Origin of the sequence: Sulfuricella sp. T08, from assembly GCF_000971475.1 — a bacterium.
Classification (GTDB): domain Bacteria; phylum Pseudomonadota; class Gammaproteobacteria; order Burkholderiales; family Sulfuricellaceae; genus Sulfuricella.
In genome coordinates this window covers 137,087-154,489 of the sequence record NZ_DF967533.1, presented here as the reverse complement: position 1 = coordinate 154,489, position 17,403 = coordinate 137,087, and the positions used below count along the sequence as shown (strand labels likewise).

At 58.3% G+C, this 17,403-nt stretch carries 17 protein-coding genes and 1 tRNA gene; 14 read left to right on the top strand and 4 right to left on the bottom strand.

Features of this window, described 5'->3' with window-relative positions:
• Positions 1-46 precede the first annotated feature (46 nt).
• From pstS to SCT_RS07840, 4 genes are all read right to left on the bottom strand, one after another.
• The gene (pstS, locus tag SCT_RS07855) at positions 47-1,093 is read right to left on the bottom strand and encodes a phosphate ABC transporter substrate-binding protein PstS (protein WP_059421299.1); all 1,047 of its coding nucleotides are present in this window, start codon (positions 1,091-1,093) and stop codon (positions 47-49) included.
• 125 nt (positions 1,094-1,218) lie between these two features.
• Entirely contained in the window at positions 1,219-1,878 is a 660-nt protein-coding gene (locus SCT_RS07850) for a response regulator transcription factor (protein WP_059421296.1), read from the bottom strand.
• Positions 1,871-3,538 (bottom strand): PAS domain-containing protein, encoded by a 1,668-nt coding sequence (locus SCT_RS07845; RefSeq protein WP_059421292.1) that lies wholly within the window; start codon positions 3,536-3,538, stop codon positions 1,871-1,873. Before SCT_RS07845 ends, SCT_RS07850 begins: the two co-directional genes overlap by 8 nt.
• A complete protein-coding gene (locus tag SCT_RS07840) occupies positions 3,538-6,477 on the bottom strand; it encodes a chemotaxis protein CheB (RefSeq protein ID WP_059421420.1) in 2,940 nt (979 codons plus the stop codon). Before SCT_RS07840 ends, SCT_RS07845 begins: the two co-directional genes overlap by 1 nt.
• A gap of 159 nt (positions 6,478-6,636) precedes the next feature.
• On the opposite strand from SCT_RS07840, the gene tpiA reads away from it, so the two are divergent.
• The 14 genes from tpiA (at position 6,637) to nuoK (ending at position 17,336) form a co-directional block, all read left to right on the top strand.
• Complete coding sequence (gene tpiA / locus SCT_RS07835) at positions 6,637-7,392, top strand: triose-phosphate isomerase (RefSeq protein ID WP_059421290.1); 756 nt, start codon at positions 6,637-6,639, stop codon at positions 7,390-7,392.
• A 19-nt stretch (positions 7,393-7,411) separates the two neighbouring features.
• On the top strand, positions 7,412-7,780 hold the full coding sequence (secG, locus tag SCT_RS07830) for a preprotein translocase subunit SecG (RefSeq protein WP_059421283.1): 369 nt from the start codon (positions 7,412-7,414) through the stop codon (positions 7,778-7,780).
• 17 nt (positions 7,781-7,797) lie between these two features.
• Positions 7,798-7,882: transfer RNA gene (locus SCT_RS07825), tRNA-Leu, on the top strand.
• Positions 7,883-8,015: 133 nt separating this feature from the next.
• Positions 8,016-8,372: an NADH-quinone oxidoreductase subunit A gene (locus SCT_RS07820; RefSeq protein WP_059421279.1), complete on the top strand. Its 357-nt coding sequence runs from the start codon at positions 8,016-8,018 to the stop codon at positions 8,370-8,372.
• Positions 8,363-8,839 carry an NADH-quinone oxidoreductase subunit B family protein gene (locus tag SCT_RS07815; protein ID WP_059421277.1) on the top strand — a complete coding sequence of 159 codons (477 nt, stop codon included), beginning with the start codon at positions 8,363-8,365 and terminating at the stop codon, positions 8,837-8,839. Before SCT_RS07820 ends, SCT_RS07815 begins: the two co-directional genes overlap by 10 nt.
• A gap of 6 nt (positions 8,840-8,845) precedes the next feature.
• Entirely contained in the window at positions 8,846-9,433 is a 588-nt protein-coding gene (locus tag SCT_RS07810; protein WP_059421273.1) for an NADH-quinone oxidoreductase subunit C, read from the top strand.
• A gap of 110 nt (positions 9,434-9,543) precedes the next feature.
• The gene (locus tag SCT_RS07805) at positions 9,544-10,803 is read left to right on the top strand and encodes an NADH-quinone oxidoreductase subunit D (protein ID WP_059421268.1); all 1,260 of its coding nucleotides are present in this window, start codon (positions 9,544-9,546) and stop codon (positions 10,801-10,803) included.
• Complete coding sequence (gene nuoE / locus SCT_RS07800) at positions 10,803-11,276, top strand: NADH-quinone oxidoreductase subunit NuoE (protein WP_059421262.1); 474 nt, start codon at positions 10,803-10,805, stop codon at positions 11,274-11,276. The genes SCT_RS07805 and nuoE overlap by 1 nt, the downstream gene beginning before the upstream one ends.
• A gap of 2 nt (positions 11,277-11,278) precedes the next feature.
• Positions 11,279-12,544: an NADH-quinone oxidoreductase subunit NuoF gene (gene nuoF, locus SCT_RS07795; RefSeq protein WP_059421257.1), complete on the top strand. Its 1,266-nt coding sequence runs from the start codon at positions 11,279-11,281 to the stop codon at positions 12,542-12,544.
• A 5-nt stretch (positions 12,545-12,549) separates the two neighbouring features.
• Positions 12,550-14,841, top strand: a complete 2,292-nt coding sequence (gene nuoG / locus SCT_RS07790; RefSeq protein WP_059421255.1) for an NADH-quinone oxidoreductase subunit NuoG — start codon at positions 12,550-12,552, stop codon at positions 14,839-14,841.
• 18 nt (positions 14,842-14,859) lie between these two features.
• Positions 14,860-15,882: an NADH-quinone oxidoreductase subunit NuoH gene (gene nuoH, locus SCT_RS07785; protein WP_088178647.1), complete on the top strand. Its 1,023-nt coding sequence runs from the start codon at positions 14,860-14,862 to the stop codon at positions 15,880-15,882.
• A gap of 10 nt (positions 15,883-15,892) precedes the next feature.
• Complete coding sequence (gene nuoI, locus SCT_RS07780) at positions 15,893-16,381, top strand: NADH-quinone oxidoreductase subunit NuoI (RefSeq protein ID WP_059421250.1); 489 nt, start codon at positions 15,893-15,895, stop codon at positions 16,379-16,381.
• A 45-nt stretch (positions 16,382-16,426) separates the two neighbouring features.
• Positions 16,427-17,029 (top strand): NADH-quinone oxidoreductase subunit J, encoded by a 603-nt coding sequence (locus tag SCT_RS07775; RefSeq protein ID WP_059421248.1) that lies wholly within the window; start codon positions 16,427-16,429, stop codon positions 17,027-17,029.
• A gap of 1 nt (position 17,030) precedes the next feature.
• A complete protein-coding gene (gene nuoK / locus SCT_RS07770; RefSeq protein ID WP_059421246.1) occupies positions 17,031-17,336 on the top strand; it encodes an NADH-quinone oxidoreductase subunit NuoK in 306 nt (101 codons plus the stop codon).
• The last annotated feature ends 67 nt before the right edge of the window (positions 17,337-17,403 follow it).

Genomic DNA, 17,403 nt, shown 5'->3' with positions numbered 1-17,403 from the left:
CCGCGTTGCGACGGGGTCTGATTGTCAGGGCACTTGATGCGCTAAATCAGTTCCACACTGCCTTGCCGCTGGCATCCTTGATCTGGGCTTTCCATGCGCCTTTGACCAGTTTCACGACGCTGTCGGGCATCGGGATGTAGTCCATATCCAGCGCCATCTTGTCGCCATTGGTATAGGCCCAGTCGAAGAACTTCAGGACTTCTGCAGCGTTTGCCGGCTTGTCCTGAACCTTGTGCATCAGGATGAAGGTTGCGCCGGTGATCGGCCAGCTGGCCTTGCCGGGTTCGTCGGTGAGGATTTCGTAGAAGCCCGGTGCCTTGTCCCAATGGGCATTGGCGGCGGCAGCCTTGAAGGATTCCTCAACGGGTTGAACGAACTGGCCGTCCTTGTTCTGCAACTGGGTGTAGGTCATCTTGCTCTGCAGCGCGTAGGCGAACTCGACGTAACCGATCGAGCCCTTGATCTGTTTTACGTAGGAGGCTACACCCTCATTGCCTTTGCCGCCTACCCCGGCAGGCCAGGAAACCGAAGCTTCCTCGCCCACTTTGGTCTTCCATTCCGGGCTGACCTTGGACAGGTAGTTGGTGAAGATGAAAGTGGTGCCGGAACCATCGGAACGGTGTACCACGGTAATCAAGTCGTCAGGCAGTTTGGCGTCCTTGTTCAGTGCGACGATGGCGGGGTCGTTCCACTTCTTGATCTTGCCCATGAAGATGTCGGCCAGCACTGAACCGTTCAGCTTGATTTGACCGGCAGTAATGCCTGCCAGGTTGATGACCGGTACGACGCCGCCCATCACCGCCGGGAATTGCATCAGGCCGTCCTTTTCCAGTTCTTCGAGCTTGAGTGGCTTGTCGGAAGCGCCGAAGTCCACGGTCTTGGCCTTGATCTGCTTGATACCACCGCCTGAACCGATGGACTGGTAGTTCATGCTGGTGCCGGTTTTGGCCTTGTAAGCCTCCGCCCATTTGGCGTAAATCGGATAAGGGAAGGTGGCGCCAGCGCCGGTAATGTCGCCAGCAAAGGCGACAGAGCTCAAACCCAGGGCCAGTGCTGCGGAGGCGGCCAGTGTCAGGCCATGTTTGAATTTCATCGATGCTCTCCTAAGTAGGTTCAAAGAAAACAGGGCGTTTCCCCCGTTGGCTGATCGCCATCATAGAGGGGGAATATTACAGAATTATTACAAATGGCAAATCGTTTCAAAATCACGGTCCGACGTCAGGGTTTGACGACGTTGCAACGGATTGCCAGCCGGACAAGCTGGGCAGCGTTTTGCAGCCTGAGTTTCCTCATGATATTGGCGTGGTGTACCCCGACGGTTTTGGGGCTGATCGAAAGCATGACGGCGATGTCGGATACCGAATGCCCTTCCGCCAACATCTGGAAAATTTGAAATTCACGTGTGGAAAGGGCATGCAAGGGGTCTTCCGTGGCAAAAAGGCGGTGGTGCATCAGGTCCGGGACAAACTTTGAGTCAACGAACAATTTCCCCTGCGCCACCTGGCGTACCGCTTCCACCATTTGTGACACGCCACCTTGCTTGGTGAGGTAGCCGGTGGCACCTGCCTCCAGCGAGCGCAGGACCAGAGTTTCGCTGTCATGCATGCTGAATACCAGGATATGTATCGCCGGATCTTTGGCTTTAATGCGGCGCAGGGCTTCCAGACCGCCGATGCCGGGCATGCTGAGGTCGAGAATCACCACGTTGGGCATGTGTTGCTCATAGAGCGCACAGGCCTCTTCGCCGTCGTTGGCTTCCGCCACTACCCGGATATCCGGCGTGTTTTCCAGCAGATGGCGATAGCCGTCTCGTACTACGGGATGGTCGTCCACCAGCATGACCTTAATCGATGTCGGGGTCGCGAGCTTGTTACTCATGTTTTCTTCTTTCTTTCCTCGGCGCAACCAGGGGTAGCCGAATTTCGATGCATACCCCTTGCCCCGGCGCACTCTGCGACATGAATTCACCCCCTGACGCAATCACCCGTTCCCGCATTCCCAGCATTCCCAAGCCCTTGAGCGGCAGATTGGGGGTCATGCCCTTGCCGTCATCCTGCACCGTCAGCAGCAGATGCTCCGGCTCTGACACTACGCCCGGAACGCGGCGCAGCCACACCTTAACATGACTGGCCTGGGCATGGTTGGCGATGTTGGTGAGCGCTTCCTGTACGAGGCGGTACAGGGTGATATTGAGGGGTTCCGGTATGTCGCCGAGATCACCGTCCAGGTCCAGGTCGCAAACGATTTTCGGGTGGTGCTGGCGCCACTGTGTTGCCAGCTCCTGCAGGCTGTCTGCCAAGCCGAGCTGGTCGAGCAGGGCAGGGCGCAGACGGCGCAATATGCGGCGTATCACGCTTTGGACCTCGGCAGCACTCTTGCCGATGGCCTTGGCATTGGCATAAATTTCCGGTTCCCGTTCGACGCCGGAACTACTGCGTATCGCCTCGGCCTCCGCCTGGATTGCAGTCAGCCATTGACCGAGCTCATCGTGCAGTTCCCGGGCAAGGTGGCGCCGTTCCTCTTCCTGCAGACTGAACAGTTGCTGTGTGAGCAGGCGGTTCTGTTGCAGCAGGTCTTGCGAGAGGTGTTCCGCTTCCCTGATCGGGGTAACGTCGACGCTGACTCCGACCAGGCCGGCAGTCTTGCCATCCGGGCCGAAATAAGGGGCAAGCGAAATAGTGAAGAAGAGCTGGTTGTCCTTGGAATCGGTCACCATATGCTCGATATTCCTTTCCGGCAAGCCGGAAAGCAGCACGGAGAGTTCCATCCGCTGAAGTCCTTCGGCCTGCTTGCGCGGGATCAGGTCGAAATTCGTCTTGCCCAGAATGTCTGCTACCGGGCGGCCGAAGAATTCCTGGCACCCCTGGCTGACAGCGGTGTAGCGCAGATCCTTATCCTTGAAGAATACCTTGGCCGGTATCGTGTTGAGCAGCGCTTCCTGCGCCAGGAGAGTCTGTTTCAGCGCCCCTTTGGTGCGCTTCTGTTCGCTGATGTCGGTCATGACCATGCGGCAGGTGCGGTCCCGTCCGGCAGTGCTCTTCATCGGGGCGCTTTCGAGGCGGACGTCGACCTCTGCATCGCCGCGCTTGATTTTCACCTCGGTGACGATATTGCTGCCACCGACAGAATGGTATACCCGATTCAGATAGAGGAAGAATAGCTGACTGTCTTTGAGGGCCAGGCGGGCGGAAAAGGGTTTGCCAATGAGATTGGCGCGCTCGTCGCCCAGCATCGACGCCCCGGTCAGATTGATTTCCAGGATGCGCCCGGTCCCTTCCAGCGTGAGGTAACTTATCGGGGCGAAATCATACAGGTCGGCATAGCGGTCGCGTGCTTCTTCCAGCCGCTGCTGCGCTTCCCGCAACTCGAGGTTCTGCATTTCCAGTTCGATCTGGTGGACTTGCAGCTCGTGCAGCAGTTGCGCCTCGCTCTGATCTAGACCGGTCTTGGGATTTGCCTGAAGCTGATTGAGTTGGTCGACCAGTTCCGATTTGCTCATAGCAGCAGGGTCGATACGCTTTTTTTCGCCTTCGGCCATCAGAATTCCTTTTCGGTGGTGGAGAGGGAAGTGGGATTGCCGGATTCACCCAGTAATACCGAAACCGTCAGCCAAACATTGATTTCGCGACCGTCCTTGGTGATGCGTGTGGTTTTGAAGGGCGGTATATGTTCACCACGCTTGAGGCGCTCGATCAGGTCGCGCATTTCCTCCTGGTTTTTTTGGGAGGTCAACACACTGATGTTAAGTTGGAGAGCCTCTTCTTCAGTATAGCCGTACATCTCTTGCGCACGACGGTTCCAGGCCAGGATGCGGCCGGCAAAATCCTGCACCGTGACCGCATCGCTGGAGTCGCGCACCACTGCGGCCAGGCGTCGTTCCTGCTGCAGAATCCGGTGTATCCGTTCGGCCTCCTTGGTGCTGTCGATGTTGATGAACGACATCACCACGCCCTCGATGCGATTGTCCAGGGTCTTGTAGGGACGGATGCTCAGGGTATAACAGCGGCCATCCCGGTCCTGCACCTCGGACGACTGGGCGGACATGGTGTCGATAACTTCACGCACCTGTTTTTCCAGATCAAGGATGTTGACGTTAGGCCGGATGTTGCCGATTGGCCGCCCGATGTCGGCGTCGATCAGGTTCAACAGCGCTTTTGCGGTCGGCGTGAAGCGCCGGATGCGCAGGTCATCGCTCAGGATCACGATCGCCAGTTCCACGCTCGCCAGCAGGTTGGCGAGGTCGTTGTTGGAACTCATCAGTTCCTGGTTGCGGTTCTCGTGCTCATCGTTGATCGTGGAGAGTTCTTCGTTGGTGGACTGCAGCTCTTCCTTGGCGGTTTCCAGTTCCTCGTTGGTGCTTTGCAACTCCTCGTTGGCGGACTGGATTTCCTCGTTGGCGGATTGCAGTTCCTCATTGGTCGCTTCCTGCTCCTCGATGATCGACTGCATGTATTCCCGGCTCGAGAGCCGTTCCTGCTCCAGTGCCTGGATGCGCAGGTTGGTGGCATCGGGGGTCGCCGCGTCAGGCTGCGCTGAGGCTAATGCTTCGCTGCCGGGCTCGAACAGGACCAGATAGTGCGGTTCGGCGGGCCCTTCTTCCGACAGCGGCAGCACCTGCAGATTCACCATCCGGTAGCCGCCGTCGTTGCGGATGCGCACGCCTTCCTTGCGTACTTTGTTGCGCTCCTTGATGGCCTGGTTCACCACCGAACGCAGTTCCAGGACCAGATCCTGCCGCGCCATCTTGAGCAGGTTGAGGCTGGCGCTGCCGGGCGAGGGCTCGATATAGGGGCCGGTCTGGCCGCGGAAATGGAGAATCTGCAGGTCCTGGTTGATGATCACGCCCGGCGGGGCGTAGGTGGTCAGTATCAGGCGTTCGGCTTCGTGCTGGATGTCGAGTGCGGACGGTGCGCGCGCTGGGTTAGCCTGGTCAGCGGCAGACATCGGGGCGTGGGGCAGGATGCTGAAATCATAGCCCGGCAGGGAGGCCACCGATTTTTTGACGTAAATCTTGTTCTTCTTGTCCACCGTGGCGAACAGATCGGCGAAACTGCCGATGGTTTCCGAGGTGCCCAGCATCAGGAAACGACCCGGCCGCAGGGCATAGTGGAAGGTGTGCAACACTTTCTTCTGCAGTACCGCGCCGAGGTAGATCATCAGATTGCGGCAGCAGATCAGGTCGAGACGTGAGAAAGGCGGATCCTTGACCACGCTTTGCACCGCAAACACGCACATGTCGCGGATGATCTTGCTGATCTGGTATCCGCTCGGCGTCTTGATGAAAAAGCGCTGCAATCGCCCCGGCGCAATGACGTCGCGGATGCTTTCCGGATAGATCCCCTGGCGCGCGATGTCGATGGCCTTGTCGTCAATGTCGGAGGCGAATATCTGGATATGAAAGCTGCTGGCGCGGTCGCCGAGGAATTCGAGCAGCGCGATCGCTACCGAATACACCTCCTCGCCGGTGGAGCAGCCCGGCACCCAGATGCGCAGCGGCTGCTCGGCGGAGCGTTTTTCAATCAGGGCAGGGAAGACTTCCTGCTGCAGCGCATCGAAGGTTTCGGGATCGCGGAAAAAACTGGTGACGTTGATCAGTATGTCCTGGAACAGGGCGTCCAGTTCGCCCGGCTGCTTCTGCAGGTACTTGACGTAATCCTCAATTTTTTCCAGCTGGTGCAGTACCATGCGCCGCTTGATGCGGCGCCGGATGGTGCTGTGCTTGTAATAGGTGAAGTCGTTGCCGGTGCGCGAGCGTAGCAGCACGAAAATCTTGTTCAGGTTGTCGCCACCACCGGACACCAGCTCTCCCCTGGGGCCGGTTTCCTCGGGGCGCAGGTAGGGGTGGCGTGCGATACGTACCAGTTCCTTGCCGATCTCCTCCGGCGTCAGGACGAAATCGACATGGCCGGCTGAAATGACGCTGTGCGGCATGCCGTCGTATTCGGCGGAATCCTCGCTCTGGGCAAAGGTGATGCCGCCTGCAAACTTGATCGCCTTCATGCCGAGCGTCCCGTCCGACGCCGTGCCCGACAGGATCACCCCGATCGCGTTGCTGTTCCGGTCTTCCGCCAGGGAGCTCAGGAAATCGTCGATCGGCAGGTGCTTACCGAGACCGTCCGGTCGCGGCATCAGGTGCAGCACGCCGTGCAGCAGGGCTAAACTGTAATTGGGCGGCATCACGTAAACGTGATTCGGTTCTATCCGCGTGCCGTCGGTTATTTCGGCCACCGGCATGGAGCTGGCGCGGCCGAGTAGCTCGGGCAGCAGGCTTACATGCTTGGGATCGAGATGCTGTACCAGAACGAAAGCCATGCCGGTGTCTGCGGGCAGGTTCTTCAGCAGTTTGGTGAAGGCGTCCAGTCCGCCGGCCGAGGCGCCGACGCCTACCACCGGAAATGTCTGATCCCTATCGTGGGCCAGTGTGACATCCGGTTTCTGCTCGGCGGAATGGGGGTGAGAATTGGATTTTTTGGGCATGGGCCAGGTTCGGTCAAGTTGTTTGGAGAAATTGATTAACATTACTTCTCTACTGGAAAAATAACAAGAACTCGTGCCGTTGCGGTCGATTAACCAGGATTGACCGGGCCTGCCTGAAACAGTATCATTAGCCGCTTTGCAAAAACGAGAAAAACAGCCATGCGGGAAAAGTTGGTTGCGGGTAACTGGAAGATGAACGGCGGCCTGGCGCAGAACAAGGCGCTGCTGGAGGCTGTCATCGCTGGCATGGCCGGCGTTCAGGGTATGGGTTGCGCGGTGTGCGTGCCTTACCCATATCTGTTTCAGGCGCAATCCTCATTGAAGGATACCGCGATTGCCTGGGGTGCGCAGAACCTGAGTCAGCACGACAAGGGCGCTTTTACCGGCGAGGTTTCCTCCTCAATGTTGCTGGATTTCGGCTGCAAGTACGTGTTGGTGGGTCATTCCGAGCGCCGCGCCATTTATGGCGAGGACGATGCCACGGTGGCGCTGAAATTCGAGGCGGCGCAGAAGGCCGGCCTGACGCCGATTCTGTGTGTAGGTGAAAGCCTGCAGGAGCGCGAATCCGGCGTAACCGAAGCCGTGGTGGCACGCCAGCTTGACGCGGTGACCGGGAAACTCGGCGTGGCCGCATTGTCCAAAGCGGTAGTGGCTTATGAGCCAGTCTGGGCAATCGGTACCGGCAAGACGGCTTCGCCGGAGCAGGCGCAGGCGGTGCATGCCTTTATTCGCAGCAAGATTGCGTCCCAGAGCAAGAATGTCGCTGACGGGCTGGTCATTCAGTACGGCGGTAGCGTCAAAGGGTCGAATGCGGTTGAGTTGTTCGGCATGCCGGATATCGACGGCGGCCTGATTGGTGGCGCCTCTCTGGATGCGCAGGAATTTCTGGCGATCTGCCACGCGGCAAAGCGCTAAACTGTAACATGAGGTAATAATGGAAACACTGGTTTGGGTAATACATATAATTGCGGCACTGGGTACAATCGGCCTGGTGCTGATGCAGCACGGCAAAGGTGCGGATATGGGTGCTGCGTTCGGTAGTGGCGCATCCGGCAGCCTGTTCGGCTCCAGCGGATCGGCTAATTTCCTGAGCCGCGCCACAGCGATTTTTGCTACACTTTTCTTTTTGACCAGCCTGACATTGACCTATTTTTCTAGCCACAAGACCAGGCATGTGGGGGTGATGGAGTCGCATAGTCTGATGCAGCCTGCCGCCCCGGTTGATGCTGCCAAGCAAGTAGTGCCCGTTGTGCCGGCCCCGGCTGGTGTTGACGGGTCGAAGTCGGGAGAAATCCCTAAGTAACATCCCTGTTTTTGAACGCCGATGTGGTGAAATTGGTAGACACGCCGTCTTGAGGGGGCGGTGGCGCAAGCCGTAGCAGTTCGAGTCTGCTCATCGGCACCAGATTATTTTAAAAATAGCTCGCCTTTCTGTTGAAGGGGGTTATAATTAAATTAGTAAATAATAAATAACTAATAAATCAATTGGGCGTTTGCCATGATGGGGCGCCTAGCCTGGTTCAGATGGTGAGGGCTGCATGCTGGAAAATTATTTTCCGATTTTGCTGTTTGTTTTGGTTGGCCTCGCCGTTGGGGTTATTCCACAGGCATTGGGCGGTCTGCTCGCACCTCATCGTCCCGACGACAAAAAAAATTCTCCCTATGAATGCGGCTTCGAGGCCTTCGAAGATGCGCGCATGAAGTTTGATGTGCGCTACTATCTGGTCGCAATTCTGTTCATCCTTTTCGATCTGGAAATCGCTTTCCTCTTTCCCTGGGCTGTAGTGTTACAGGAAATCGGCCTGTTCGGTTTCTTCGCCATGATGATTTTCCTTGGCATCCTGGTGGTCGGTTTTGTTTACGAGTGGAAGAAAGGGGCTCTGGAATGGGAATAGAAGGCGTCCTTGAGAAGGGGTTCGTCACCACTTCGCTCGATACGGTATTCAACTGGGCCAGCACCGGTTCGATGTGGCCGATGACTTTCGGCCTCGCCTGCTGCGCCGTAGAGATGATGCAGGCTGGCGCTTCGCGCTACGACCTGGACCGCTTCGGCATCGTGTTTCGCCCCAGCCCGCGTCAGTCCGACGTGATGATCGTGGCCGGCACCCTGACCAACAAGATGGCGCCTGCATTGCGCAAGGTTTACGACCAGATGGCCGAGCCGCGCTGGGTGTTGTCGATGGGGTCCTGCGCCAACGGCGGCGGTTATTACCATTATTCCTACTCGGTGGTGCGCGGTTGCGACCGTATCGTGCCGGTGGACGTTTATGTGCCCGGCTGCCCGCCCACGGCGGAAGCTCTGCTCTTCGGCCTGATCCAGCTGCAGAAAAAGATCAGGCGCACCCATACCATTGCCCGATAAACGTCGATGAAACTGGAAACCCTCAAACAAAATCTGCAAGGCGTGCTGGCCGACAAAGTGGTCAGATTCTCCGAGCATGCCAATCAGTTGGCGATAGAAATCAGTCCGGAACATTGGCTGGAAGTTGCGCGCACCCTGCGCGACCATCCAGAATTGCATTTCGAGCAGCTGACCGACCTGTGTGGCGTTGATTACAGCACCTATGGCGATGGTCGCTGGCAGGGTCCGCGTTTTTGCGCGGTCACTCACCTGCTTTCAGTCAGAAACAATTGCCGGCTGCGAGTCAAGGTGTTTGTCAGTGACGATGATTTCCCCGTGGTGGATTCGGTATCCGAAATCTGGCCGGGCGCCAACTGGTTCGAGCGCGAGGCCTTCGACCTGTTCGGTATTATTTTTACCGGGCACCCCGATCTGCGCCGCATCCTCAGCGATTACGGCTTCATCGGCCATCCCTTCCGCAAGGATTTCCCTCTTATCGGCAACGTCGAGATGCGCTACGACCCGGAGCAGCGCCGCGTGATCTACCAGCCGGTGAGTATCGATCCGCGCGAGCTGACACCGCGCATCGTGCGCGAGGAGAATTACGGTGGCTGATATCCGTAACTACACGTTGAATTTTAGCTTCGGCCGGCCTACGGCCTTAACGTTCGCTATGCTCACGTTAGCCTGCACTGAAATTAAGCGTTCCGTTTTGGAGGTTCAGCATGGCTGATATTCGAAACTACACGCTGAATTTTGGGCCGCAGCATCCGGCGGCGCACGGCGTGCTGCGCATGGTGCTGGAGCTGGATGGCGAGGTGGTGAAGCGCGCCGATCCACATATCGGTTTGCTGCATCGCGCCACCGAGAAGCTCGCCGAGCACAAGACTTTCCTCCAGGCGATGCCCTACATGGATCGCCTCGACTACGTGTCGATGATGTGCAACGAGCACGCCTACGTGATGGCGACCGAAAAGCTGCTCGGCATCGAAGTGCCGATCCGCGCCCAGTACATCCGCGTCATGTTCGACGAGATCACCCGCATCCTCAACCACCTGCTGTGGCTGGGCGCGCACGGTCTGGACATCGGCGCGATGACGATTTTCCTCTACACTTTCCGCGAACGCGAAGACTTGATGGATATCTACGAGGCGGTCTCGGGCGCGCGTTTGCACGCCGCCTACTACCGCCCGGGAGGGGTGTACCGCGATCTGCCCGACAGCATGCCGCTGTATGAAACCGCGAAAATGACGGTCCACAACGCGAAGCAGGTGGACGGCATGAATGCCAACCGCCACGGCTCGATGCTGGATTTCATCGAAGATTTTACCAACCGCTTCCCCGGTTGCGTCGACGAGTACGAAACCCTGCTTACCGACAATCGCATCTGGAAGCAGCGCACCGTCGGCATCGGCGTGATTACGCCGGAACGCGCATTGGCGCTGGGACTGACCGGCCCGATGCTGCGCGGATCTGGCTTGGCATGGGACTTGCGCAAGAAGCAGCCCTACGAAGTTTATGACAGAGTGGATTTCGACATCCCGGTCGGCGTCAACGGCGACTGCTACGACCGCTACCTGGTGCGCATGGAAGAAATGCGCCAGTCCAACCGCATCATCAAGCAGTGCGTGGACTGGTTGCGCGTCAATCCCGGGCCGGTGATCACCGACAACCACAAGGTGGCGCCGCCTGCGCGTGAGGGAATGAAGCAGAACATGGAAGAGCTGATCCACCACTTCAAGCTGTTTACCGAAGGCATGCATGTTCCTGAAGGTGAGTGCTATGCGGCAGTGGAACATCCCAAGGGCGAATTCGGCATCTACATGGTTTCCGATGGCGCCAACAAGCCATACCGCCTCAAGATCCGCGCCCCGGGCTTCTCACACATGTCGGCGATGGACGAAATGGCACGCGGCCACATGATTGCCGACGTGGTGGCGCTGATGGGCACGTTCGATATCGTATTCGGGGAGATAGACCGCTAATGTTATCGCCTGAATCGCTCAAAAAAATTGATCGCGAGATCGCCAAGTATCCATCCGGACACAAACAGTCGGCGGTGATGGCAGCGCTGCGCATCGCTCAAGACGAGAAGGGCTGGCTCGCGCCGGAAACCATCGAATTTGTCGCCGGCTATCTGGGCATGCCGCCGATTGCGGCGCAGGAAGTGGCGACCTTCTACAACATGTACAACCTGCAACCGGTCGGCAAGTACAAGATCACGGTCTGCACCAATCTGCCTTGTACCCTGATGGGTGCAGTATCGGCGGTCGATCATCTGCAAAGGAAACTTGGCATCGGCTTCGGAGAAACCACGCCGGACGGCAAGTTCACCCTCAAGGAAGGCGAGTGCATGGGGGTCTGCGGCGATGGACCGGTGGCCACCGTCAACAATGTGCGGATGTGCGCCAGGCTGACACCCGAAGAGGCCGACCGCATTCTGGCGGGGTTGGAGTAGCCATGAGCGATAAAGTTATATTCCACTCCATCCACCTGCCAGAATCCTGGAAGCTGGCGAATTATCTTGCCGTTGGCGGCTACGACGCGCTGAAGAAGGTGCTGGCCGAAAAGATGACGCCCGAGGCGATCATCGAGCAGGTAAAACTTTCGGCGCTGCGCGGCCGCGGCGGTGCAGGATTTCCTACCGGCCTGAAGTGGAGCTTTATGCCGAAGAACTACCCCGGCGACAAGTATCTGGTCTGCAACAGCGACGAGGGCGAGCCGGGCACCTTCAAGGATAGAGACATCCTACGCCTCAACCCGCACGAGTTGATCGAGGGCATGATCATCGGCGGCTACACGCTGGGTGCGAAGGCGGGCTACAATTACATTCACGGCGAGATTTGGGCGGAGTACGAGCGCTTTGAAGAGGCCCTGGACGAGGCGCGCGCCGCCGGCCTGCTCGGCAAGAACATTCTCGGCAGCGGCTTCGATTTCGACATCCATGCTCACCAGGGCTATGGTGCCTATATCTGCGGCGAGGAAACCGCGCTGCTCGAATCGATCGAGGGCAAGAAAGGCCAGCCGCGCTTCAAGCCGCCGTTCCCAGCGAGTTTCGGTCTGTACGGAAAGCCGACCACGATCAACAACACCGAGACCCTGGCCTCGATTCCCTACATCATCAAGCATGGCGGCCAGAAATTCCTCGAACTCGGCAAGCCGAACAACGGCGGTACCAAGATTTTTTCCGTTTCCGGTCACGTTAACAACCCCGGCAACTTCGAGATCGGCATGGGCACGCCATTCAGCGAACTGCTCGCAATGGCGGGCGGGGTGAAGGATGGGCGCAAGCTTAAAGCGGTGATTCCGGGCGGTTCCTCGGTGCCGGTGCTGCCGGGAGAAATCATGATGGACCTGACCATGGACTATGATTCCATCGCCAAGGCCGGTTCCTATCTCGGCGCGGGTTCGGTGATCGTGATGGACGACACGGTGTGCATGGTGCGCGCGCTGGAGCGACTGTCCTACTTCTATTTCGAGGAGTCCTGCGGCCAGTGCACGCCCTGCCGCGAAGGCACCGGATGGCTGTACCGCGTTATCCACCGCATCGAGCATGGCCAAGGACGGCCGGAAGATCTCGACCTGCTGGACTCGGTGGCCGGCAACATCATGGGGCGGACTATCTGCGCTTTGGGCGACGCTGCGGCGATGCCAGTGCAGGGCATGCTCAAGCATTTCCGCAACGAATTCGAGTACCACATCCAGCACAAGAAGTGCATGGTTTAAATGACATGCTAAATATCGAAATAGACGGCAAACAGCTAATGGTTGAACCCGGCAGCACCATCATGGATGTGGCTGATGCGGAGGGGATCTATATTCCGCGCTTCTGTTACCACAAGAAGCTTTCCGTAGCCGCCAACTGCCGCATGTGCCTGGTTCAGGTCGAGAAGGCGGCGAAGCCAATGCCGGCCTGCGCCACGCCGGTAACCGAGGGCATGAAGGTGATGACGCGCTCCGAGGAGGCGATCAAGGCGCAGAAGGCGGTGATGGAGTTCCTCCTGATCAACCATCCGCTCGATTGTCCGATCTGCGATCAGGGCGGCGAATGTGATTTGCAGGATCTGGCGGTTGGTTACGGCGCGAGCGCCTCGCGCTACGCCGAAGAAAAACGCGTGGTGTTCAACAAGAACATCGGCCCGCTGATTACCACCGACATGACGCGCTGTATCAACTGTACCCGCTGCGTGCGCTTCGGCCAGGAAATCGGCGGCATGATGGAGATGGGTCAGGTCGGCCGCGGCGAGCACGCCGAAATCACAACTTTTATCGAACGTTCAATCAATTCCGAGCTGTCCGGCAACATTATCGACCTGTGCCCGGTCGGCGCACTGACCAGCAAGCCTTTCCGCTACAGTGCGCGGGCCTGGGAGCTGACTACGCGCCCCTCAGTCAGTCCCCACGATGGTCTGGGTGCCAATCTCAGCGTGCAGACCAAGGACAATCGCGTTTTCCGCGTGTTGCCGCGTGACAATGAAGAGATCAATGAGTGCTGGCTGTCGGACATGGACCGTTTCGCCTATGAAGGCCTGAACTCTGAAGACAGGTTGCGGCGTCCGATGATCAAGCGCAATGGCGAGTGGCACGAGTGCGACTGGCCTGAGGCACTGGAATTCGTTGCCTCCGGACTCAAGCGCATCCGCGACGAGCAGGGCGAGGAACAGATAGCCGCGCTGGCTACTCCCCATGCCACCCTGGAAGAACTTTACCTGCTGCAGAAACTGCTGCGCGGCATCGGCAGCGCCAATGTCGATCACCGCCTGCGCCAGTCCGACTTTAGCGCCGATGCCGCAATGCAGGGCGCGCCTTGGATGGGAATGAAGATTGCCGAACTGGACCAGCTGAATAGCGTCCTGATCGTTGGCAGCACGCTGCGCGCCGACCATCCGCTGCTGGCACATCGCCTGCGCCAGGCCGTCAAGCGCGGCGCAGAGCTGAACCTGATCAATCCGGTGGATGACGACCTGCTGTGCCGTGTCGCCAACAAGGCGATCGTTGCGCCCGACGCGATGGTGGCAACGCTGGATCAGGTGCGATGCGCACTGGCTGGCGAATCCGCCGATACGGCAGCGCAAGCGATTGCCGCCAGTCTCAAACAGGGCGAGCGCAAGGCTGTTCTGCTCGGCAATCTGGCGCAGCATCACCCACGCTACGCTGAGCTGCATGCTCTGGCGCAACAGGTGGCGGAGTTGGCCGGTGCCAAACTTGGTTTCCTCGGCGAGGCGGCAAACAGCGTCGGCGCGCATCTGGCCGGTGCGATGCCCGGCGAGGGAGGCATGAATGTCGCGCAGATGCTCGATGACCCGCGCCGTGCCTATATTTTGCTCGGCGTCGAAGCGGAGCTGGATACCTACAATCCGAGCAAAACGCTGGCCGCGCTGCAAGCGGCGCAACTGGTCGTCGTCTTGAGCGCCTACAAGAACAAGGCACTGGATTACGCCCACGTGCTGCTGCCTGTGGCGCCGTTCACTGAAACCTCCGGTACTTTCGTCAACACCGAAGGCCGGGCACAGAGCTTCAACGCCGTGGCGAAGCCGCTGGGTGAAACCCGTCCCGGATGGAAAGTGCTACGCGTGCTGGGCAACCTGATGGAAGTGGCGGGCTTTGATTACGACAGCGCCGAGCAGGTTCGCGCCGAAGTACTGAATGGCGACATTACGGCGAAGTTGAACAACTCGCTGAAAGCATTTATTGCCAAGCCGGCTGGCGCAAAGGGTGGCTTGCAGCGCATCGGCGAAGTGCAGGCCTACCAAGCTGATCCAATCGTGCGTCGCGCTGCCGCGCTGCAGAATACTGCCGCAGCAGCTCTGCAGGGTGCATGGATGAATGCAGAAACGCTAGCCAGCGTGGGCGTTGCCGAGGGTGCTGACGTCAGCGTCAGCCAGGGTGCAGGCAGCGTCGTTCTCAAGGCGATGCGCGATGACCTGTTGCCCAAGGGGTGTGTGCGGGTAGCAGCCGGACATCCGGCCACCGCCATGCTCGGCGGCATGCTGGACGAGATCGCGCTAGGGCAGGTGGGGTAGACCATGAACGAATTAGTCATGACGCTTCAAGGATTTTTCGGCTTTGCCTGGCCGCTGGTGTACAGCATGGCTAAGATCGTCGCCATCGTCGCGCCGCTGATGCTGGGCTTGGCCTATCTGACCTACGCTGAACGCAAGATCATCGGCTACATGCAGGTGCGCATCGGCCCCAATCGCGTCGGTCCCAAGGGCTGGTTGCAGCCGATCGCGGATGGACTGAAGCTGCTGATGAAGGAAATCGTGATTCCCGCCGGTGCCAACAAGGGGATATTTCTTCTCGCTCCGGTATTGGCCATCGGTCCGGCGCTAGCTGCCTGGGCGGTGGTGCCATTCTCGCCAGAGTTGGTGCTGGCGAATATCAATGCAAGCGTGCTCTACATCATGGCGATTACTTCGATGGGTGTGTACGGCATCGTGCTGGCGGGCTGGGCATCCAATTCCAAGTATGCCTTCCTCGGCGGGATGCGTGCCGCGGCGCAGATCGTTTCCTACGAAATCGCCATGGGCTTCGCTCTGGTCGGCGTGCTGATGGCGGCGCAGAGCCTGAATCTGGGGGAGATCGTCAAGGCTCAGCAGGGTGGGGTATTCAACTGGTACTGGCTGCCATTGTTTCCCCTGTTCATCGTTTACCTGATTTCCGGCCTGGCCGAGCTCAACCGCGCGCCGTTCGACGTGGTCGAGGGTGAATCCGAAATCATCGGTTTTCATGTCGAATATTCCGGCATGTCCTTCGCCATCTTCTTCCTGGCCGAATATGCCAACATGATCCTGGTTGCGACCTTGACCTCGCTGATGTTCCTCGGCGGCTGGAATCCGCTGTTCGATTTTGCGCCTTTCAACTGGATTCCGGGCATCTTCTGGTTGTTGGCCAAGGTGTTGTTTGTGCTGTTCCTGTTCCTCTGGTTTCGCGCCACCTTCCCGCGCTACCGTTATGACCAGATCATGCGCCTGGGCTGGAAGGTGTTTATCCCGGTGACCCTGGTGTGGATCGTGGTGGTTAGCGCTGCCATGCAGACCCCCTTCGGCTACCTGTTCCATTGAGGCGAAAAGCGTGAACAAGATCAAAAGCTTCTTTTCGACTTTCCTGCTTATCGAGCTGCTCAAGGGCATGGCGGTGACTGGGCGTCACATGTTCTCACGCAAGATCACGGTGCAGTTCCCCGAGGAGCGCACACCGATGTCGCCGCGCTTTCGTGGTCTGCATGCGCAACGCCGCTATCCCAATGGCGAGGAACGCTGCATCGCCTGCAAACTGTGCGAGGCGGTGTGCCCGGCCTTGGCGATCACCATCGAATCGGAGCAGCGTGATGACGGCACCCGGCGCACCACGCGCTATGACATCGATCTGACCAAGTGCATTTTCTGCGGGTTTTGTGAAGAAGCTTGTCCGGTGGATGCAATCGTCGAAACCCGGATTTTCGATTACCACGGCGAAAAACGCGGTGATCTTTACTACACCAAGGACATGCTGCTGGCCGTGGGCGACAAATACGAAGCACAAATCGCCCAGGACAGGGCGGCAGATGCGAAGTACCGTTGAGAAAAGATTAACCTGCGGTGAAACGGTTTTTACTGGAATGGCTAAATGAGCTTTGAAACGTTAGTTTTTTACTTCCTCGCGAGCATCCTGCTGTTTGCAGGGTTACGCGTGGTGACCGCGCGCCATCCGGTGCATGCCGCCCTGTTCCTGGTGCTGTCGTTCTTTACCGGGGCTGGGCTGTGGCTGTTGCTGGAGGCCGAGTTCCTGGCGATTACCCTGGTGCTGGTCTACATCGGCGCGGTGATGGTGCTGTTCCTGTTCGTGGTGATGATGCTCAACCTGAACATCGATAAGATGCGTCAGGGCTTCTGGGACAACCTGCCGCTGGCAGCTTTCGTCGGTATCCTGATGGCAATCGAAATGACGCTGGTGATGACAGTGGTTGGCCGTAGCGTTGTAACCAGTCCGGAGTCGCATGCCGCCAACTACAGCAACACCAAGGAACTGGGCCGCCTGCTCTATACCGACTACGTCTACCCGTTTGAACTCGCCGCGGTGATCCTGCTGGTGGCAATCGTTGCCGCAATCGCAATCACGATGCGTCGTCGCCCCGAAACCAAGCATCAGGATCCGGCTTGGCAGGTGAGCGTCAAGCGCGAAGACCGAGTGCGTCTGATCTCGATGCCGGCTGAGAAAAAAGGGGAATAAAGTGCTGACATTGACCCATTATCTGATCCTCGGCGCGCTGCTATTTGCCATCAGCGTGGTGGGCATCTTCCTTAACCGCAAGAACCTGATCGTCCTGCTGATGGCTATTGAACTGATGCTGCTGGCGGTGAACATGAACTTCGTCGCTTTTTCGCATTATTTGCACGACACCGCCGGACAGGTTTTCGTGTTCTTCATACTCACTGTAGCCGCGGCCGAGTCGGCCATCGGCCTGGCGATACTGGTGGCGCTGTTCCGCAACCTGAACACCGTTAACGTGGCCGAGCTGGATCATTTAAAAGGGTAATGAGGGACTGGTAATGAATGATGGGAGAAAATCCGGTAAACCGGGCGCCCATACCTCATCACTCATC